Below are 5,811 nucleotides of genomic sequence, written 5' to 3' on the forward strand. Positions count from 1 at the left end.
CCATCCATGGCTCCGCACAGTTTTGGTTGCCCCTACCCCCAGCGCTCGGCAAATTTCATGCATGCCCGCCGGTTACAGCAGCCACCGTAGGTCGGATTAGGCGAAGCCGTAATCCAACAACAAGGCTCAAACATCAGCCCCCGTCGCATTTCGCTACGCTCTATACGACCTACGAGCTAACTCACCCCTTCGGCAACAACCCCGCCTCGTCTAGGCATTCCCGAATCCGGTCCAACGCCTCCGGATTGCCAAGAGCATCCCGGTTGTCGGCTTTGTTGGAACCGTTGATCAGGCGCGCCACCGCCAGCTCTACTTTCTTGCCGCTGCGCGTGTAGGGAATATCCGGCACCTGGATGATGTGTTTCGGTACGTGGCGCGGGCTTGCGCCCTGGCGGATGCGGGTTTTGAGGTTTTTCTGAAGGTCGTCGGTGAGGGCCTGGCCCTCTGCCGGGACCACCAGCAAGACCACTTCCACGTCACCTTCGATCTGACGACCAACAACCAGGCTGTCTTTGACTTCCGCCACGGTTTCCACCTGGCGGTAGATCTCAGCGGTACCGATTCTCACACCGCCCGGGTTAAGGGTGGCATCTGAACGGCCGTAGATGACGGCGCCGCCGTGTTCGGTGAATTCGATGAAGTCGCCGTGGGCCCAGACATCCGGGAAGGTGTTGAAGTAGGCGTCTTTATAGCGCTCGTTGCCGGGGTCGTCCCAGAAGGCGACGGGCATGGAAGGCAGCGGCTGCCGGCAGACGAGTTCGCCTCGACCGCCACTGACGGGCTGGCCGTCGTCGCCGTAGGCCACGGCGTCAACGCCCAGGAAGCGGCACTGGATTTCGCCACGGCGCACCGGCAACAGCGGTGTGGAGCCCACGAAGCAGCCGCAGATGTCGGTGCCGCCGGCGATGGAGCCCAGCAATACGTTGGGGGCGCCGTCGCTGTAGATCCAGTCATAGTCTTCCGGCAACAGGGGTGAGCCAGTGGAGAAGACGACTCTCAAGGCCGTCAGGTCCAGGTTTTTCGCCGGGGCCAGTTCAGCCTTACGACAGCCGGCGATGAACCGTGCGCTGGTGCCGTAATGGGTGACTTTCTCGTCGGCCACCACCTGCCATAGATAGTTCAGGTCCGGGTAGCCAGGTGAGCCGTCGACCGTGATGACGGCCGCGCCAGTCAGCAGGGCAGACGCCTGCCAGTTCCACATCATCCAGCCGCAGGTGGTGAAGTACAGGAAGCGGTCGTCGGGGCCGACATCGCCATGGAGCATCAGTTCTTTGGCGTGGTTGACCAGCAGGCCAGCGTTGCCATGCACGATGCACTTGGGTTTGCCGGTGGTGCCGGAGGAATAGAGGATGTACACCGGGTGCTCCGGTGGCAACGGTGTGAAGGAGGGCGCCTGGCCCTGTCCCTCGGCAAGGGCCTCGTCCCAGTGGGTAACCTTGTCGCCAGCGACGGCGGGTTCGCCTGGCAGCTGTTCGATGCTGACAACGCAGCGCAGGCTGGGCAGGCCGTCAATCAGGCCGGCGAAGTCATCCTGGCGGTTGAAGACCTTGCCGCCATAGCCGTAGCCGTTGACCACGATCAGCGCTGCCGGCTCAATCTGGCCGAAGCGATCAAGGATGGCGCCCACGCCGAAATCCGGTGACGCGGAACTCCAGACGGCGCCCAGGCTGGTGGCCGCCAACATACCCACAAGGGCCTCATAACCATTGGTGACCACACCGGCCACGCGGTCACCCTGTCGAATCCCTTTGTTGCGCAGGAAGGCTTCCAGGGCACCGGTGTCCGCTTTCAATTCAGCGTAGGTGCGGCGCAGTACCGGGCGGGTTTCGCAGTAGGCCACAACCGCTTCGCGCTCGGCGTGGTCGCCTTCCGCCAACCGCAGCAGGTTGGCCGCAAAGTTGAGTTTCATACCTGGGAACCACTCCGCGCCGGGCATATCACGTTTGCCCAGAACCGCATCGGCTGGCGTGTCGCATACCAGGCCACAGTAGTCCCATACCTTTTGCCAGAAGGTCTCTAGGTTCTCAATGGACCACCGGTGGAGGGCGTGGTAATCGGCAAACGGGCCGAAACCCTGTTGCTCCAGCCAACCCTGGAACTGGCCCATCTGGCAGTGTTTCAGTGTGTCCTGCGAAGGAGACCAGACCACTGGTGATTGTTCTGTGTTGCTCATCCGTCTCTCCTGTTGCTTACTGCATATGCCAGCCGTGACTGACCACAATGGATTGGCCAGTCAGTGCCGCCGAGGGGAAGGCCGCCAGGTGCACTGCCAGCTCGGCGACGTCTTCCAGGGTGGTGAATTTGCCATCGACGGTATTCTTCAGCATAACCTTACTGATGACCTCTTCTTCGGAAATGCCCAGCTCCTTGGCCTGCTCCGGGATCTGCTTGTCCACCAAGGGCGTTCTGACAAAACCGGGGCAGATGATGTTACTACTCACACCATGCTCGGCACCCTCTTTCGCCACCGCCCGGCACAGGCCCAGCATGCCGTGCTTCGCCGCCACGTAGGGCGCCTTGAGGGGAGACGCTTCCAGGGAGTGGACAGACCCCATATACAACATGGTCCCGCCCCCACTGGCGTACATCTGTTTGAGGGCTGCTCGCGTTACCAGAAACGCCCCGTCCAGATGAACATTCATCACTTTACGCCAGTCGGCAAAGGCCAGTTTATGCAATGGGTCGATATGCTGGATACCGGCGTTGGCCAGGGCCACGTCGAGGCCACCCCATTTTTCCACGATGGCGGCCACGCCTTGGTCAACCGCCTTCTCATCCGTAACGTCCATGGCCAGGGCCATGGCGGTGCCCCCTGCCTTTTCAATGGAATCAACGGCGTCCTGGGCGCTTTCCAGGGTGAGGTCGGCCACGGCCACCCGGGCGCCCTCACGGCCATAATGTTCGGCTATGGCCCGGCCAATTCCGCGCCCCGCCCCGGTGATCAGGGCTATCCGGTTTTCTAGACGCATGTTTCTCTCTCCTTAGTCGTAAGCCACGCTAGGCAGCCAGGTCGCGATTTCGGGCACCAGGAAGACAATCGCCAGAGCCACCAGCTGAATAATGATGAAGGGTATGACGCCCTTGTAGATGTCGGTCACCTTGATTTCCGGCGGTGCCACACCCTTGATGTAGAACAGTGCAAAGCCGACAGGTGGCGTCAGGAACGACGTCTGCAGGCACATGGCGAAGAGGATGGTGAACCACACCAGATCAAAGCCCAGTTGCTGAACCACCGGTGCCACCAACGGCAGGATGATCAGGGTGATCTCGACCCAATCCAGGAAGAAGCCGAGCAGAAAGACACCAAACAGGATGGTAAGAATCACGCCATAGGGGCCGAAAGGCAGTCCCAGCAGAGCGTCCTCGATAACCTGGTCACCACCCAGCCCCCGGAGGACGACAGAGAACGCCGTGGCACCCAGGAAAATGGCAAAAATGAACGCCGCCGTGCGGGTTGTCTGCTGCATGGAAGAGTTGAGCACTTTCATGCTCAGGCGACCCGACATCAGCGCCAACAGCAAAGCGCCCAATGCGCCAACACCGGAGGCTTCCGTTGGTGTTGCGATTCCGGCAAAGATAGAACCCAGCACGCCCAGAATTAACGCGGCTGTCGGCACAACGGCCTTTGCCACTTCCCAGACGATGCCCCAGGTCACTTTCTCAGTACCCTCGGGCACCGGCGCAATGTGCGGTTGCAGCATTGGGCGGATAATGGCGTAGGCCACGTACATGGCCCCCAGCATAAGGCCAGGAAAGAACGCACCCATAAACAGATCGCCAACTGACGCGTCAGGAACCGCCAGCCGATCCGCCATCAATACCAGCATGATGGACGGAGGAATCAGGATGCCCAGGGTTCCAGTCGCACAGGCCGTCCCCACAGCAAATCCCTTGTCGTACTTGTTCTCCATCATCACGGGCAGGGATAGCATGCCCAGCAGCACAACGGACGCACCGATGATACCCGTGGTCGCGGCCAGCAGTACGCCGATAACAATCACGGTTACCGCATAGCCGCCGCGAACAGCGCCAAACAGTTTGACCATACTGTTCATCAAACGCTCAGCCACCCCGGACTGGTCAAGCATGATGCCCATGAAAATAAACATGGGCAGAGCAACAAGAGTCTCGCTGTTTACAACCTTCCATATCCGCTCGGGCACGAGCCCCATGGAGGAGGAATAGTCAAACCACAGATTTGCTCCAAAATTCTCGACGGCGATTACACCGACAACGGTCCAGATAACTGCGGTGCCACCCAACACCCATGCAACCGGAAAACCGGTCATCAACAATGCTCCAAATGTCAGGAACATGCCGATTACGAAAAGGGTTTCAAGCTCCATCAGGACGCATCCTCTTTATTGTTATCCCCGGACTCGATCCGAATTGGCTTCGGAAAACCGAAAAGCAGAGCAGTGACTTTCAGCAGACGGGATAGCGCTGCCAGAATCAGAAGAACAAAAGACAGTGCCAGGATACTCTTGAGAATCCAGCGATAAGGAAGCCCGGCAGGCGCTTGGCTGGTCTCGCCCTGGGCCCAGGAACTGAAGGCATAGGGGATCATTTCGTAAACTGCCAGCCCGAGAAACGGTAACAGCAGGAATACAAGTCCGAGCAGTTCGATCCAGGCCTGGCCCCTGAGAGACAGGCGCTCATGGATCACATCGACTCTGACATGGTCATCCGTCACCAGGGTATAGCCCAACCCCAATAACCAGCCTGCACCGGCCAGATGCCATTGGACTTCTTCCAGAGTGACCGAACCCATGCCAAAGGCATAGCGACCTACCACTGCATAGATGATCACGCCGGTGACCACGATCCAGAGCCAGGAAGCACTCTTGCCTATTGCGGAAATTACACCGTCCATAAACTGGCTGAGCCAGGTCGTCGGGAATTCCGTGTGATGATGAATAAATTGACCGGCGTCCGACGCCGATGCATGCACATCGGGCGGTGAGCCTTTATCAGACACTGTCATACAACAGTTCCTCGTTCAGAAAGCCTGCCGTGAAACAAGGATGGCCCCGAAGGGCCATCCAGACTTAATCAGAGAATACCGACACTCTGGTCGGCATCTCGGGGTCAGCCCCGAACCTTACAGGTCCGCCGGAACATAGGCGCGGGTGTCCCACACCTTGTAGGATTCCATGAACTCCTGCTGGCTTTCATAGACGCGCTTGAAGTCAGCATCCTTGGAGGCTTCTTCTTCGAGCACTTCCTGAGTTACTTCCTTCAGCTTGAGCAGAACGTCGCGGGGGATCTGATCGGCCTGAACGCCCTTGTCCTGGAACTCGGCCAGAACCTTGCCGTTCTTGTACTCGCCTTCTGCGAGACCACGCGTGGTCGCTGCGGTGCAAGAAGCCTCAACCAGCGCCTTCTGGGCGTCAGTCGCACGAGCCCACTCATCCTTGTTGATCAGCATATACTGAGCCGTGAACTGCTGGTGCCAGCCCGGGAACAGGTTGTACTTGACCACCTGATTGAAGCCGAGAATCTGGTCGATGGCGGGCATGGAGAATTCGGTGGCATCAATGGTGCCTTTCTCCAGTGCCTGGTAAAGCTCGCCGCCGGGCATCATGGTGACGGACGCGCCAAGCTTCTCCAGAACCTTGCCACCCAGGCCGGCGAAGCGGATCTTCAGGCCTTTGTAGTCTTCCAGTGTTTCGATGGGCTTGGAGTACCAACCCGCTGTTTCAGGCCCAATGATGCCGCACAGTTGTGCGTGTACATCGAAGCCTTTATTGGCATAGGTTTCCTGCAGCATTTCATGCCCACCGCCGAAGTAATACCAGCCGATATAGGCGG

Annotated in this window: 5 protein-coding genes; all 5 read right to left on the minus strand. The window is 59.1% G+C overall.

Features of this window, described 5'->3' with window-relative positions; translation table 11 throughout:
• Nucleotides 1–181 precede the first annotated feature (181 nt).
• A complete protein-coding gene (locus B3M52_RS18290; RefSeq protein WP_075196365.1) occupies nucleotides 182–2,173 on the minus strand; it encodes an acetoacetate--CoA ligase in 1,992 nt (663 codons plus the stop codon).
• Nucleotides 2,174–2,189: 16 nt separating this feature from the next.
• Nucleotides 2,190–2,969 carry a 3-hydroxybutyrate dehydrogenase gene (locus B3M52_RS18295; protein WP_075196366.1) on the minus strand — a complete coding sequence of 260 codons (780 nt, stop codon included), beginning with the start codon at nucleotides 2,967–2,969 and terminating at the stop codon, nucleotides 2,190–2,192.
• A 12-nt stretch (nucleotides 2,970–2,981) separates the two neighbouring features.
• Nucleotides 2,982–4,346: a TRAP transporter large permease gene (locus B3M52_RS18300; RefSeq protein ID WP_075196367.1), complete on the minus strand. Its 1,365-nt coding sequence runs from the start codon at nucleotides 4,344–4,346 to the stop codon at nucleotides 2,982–2,984.
• The gene (locus tag B3M52_RS18305) at nucleotides 4,346–4,984 is read right to left on the minus strand and encodes a TRAP transporter small permease subunit (protein ID WP_075196368.1); all 639 of its coding nucleotides are present in this window, start codon (nucleotides 4,982–4,984) and stop codon (nucleotides 4,346–4,348) included. Before B3M52_RS18305 ends, B3M52_RS18300 begins: the two co-directional genes overlap by 1 nt.
• 117 nt (nucleotides 4,985–5,101) lie before the next feature.
• Nucleotides 5,102–5,811: TRAP transporter substrate-binding protein (locus tag B3M52_RS18310; RefSeq protein WP_286750013.1), on the minus strand; the 710-nt coding region annotated here is incomplete at its 5' end.

The sequence above is a fragment of the Marinobacter sp. UBA2688 genome (genome assembly GCF_002352785.1).
Classification (GTDB): Bacteria; Pseudomonadota; Gammaproteobacteria; order Pseudomonadales; family Oleiphilaceae; genus Marinobacter; species Marinobacter salarius.

Excerpts from the sequence above, each read along its gene's own strand:
- B3M52_RS18290 (WP_075196365.1), bottom strand. The coding sequence starts at position 2,173 with ATGAGCAACACAGAACAATCACCAGTGGTCTGGTCTCCTTCGCAGGAC.
- B3M52_RS18295 (WP_075196366.1), bottom strand. The coding sequence starts at position 2,969 with ATGCGTCTAGAAAACCGGATAGCCCTGATCACCGGGGCGGGGCGCGGA.
- B3M52_RS18300 (WP_075196367.1), bottom strand. The coding sequence starts at position 4,346 with ATGGAGCTTGAAACCCTTTTCGTAATCGGCATGTTCCTGACATTTGGA.
- B3M52_RS18305 (WP_075196368.1), bottom strand. The coding sequence starts at position 4,984 with ATGACAGTGTCTGATAAAGGCTCACCGCCCGATGTGCATGCATCGGCG.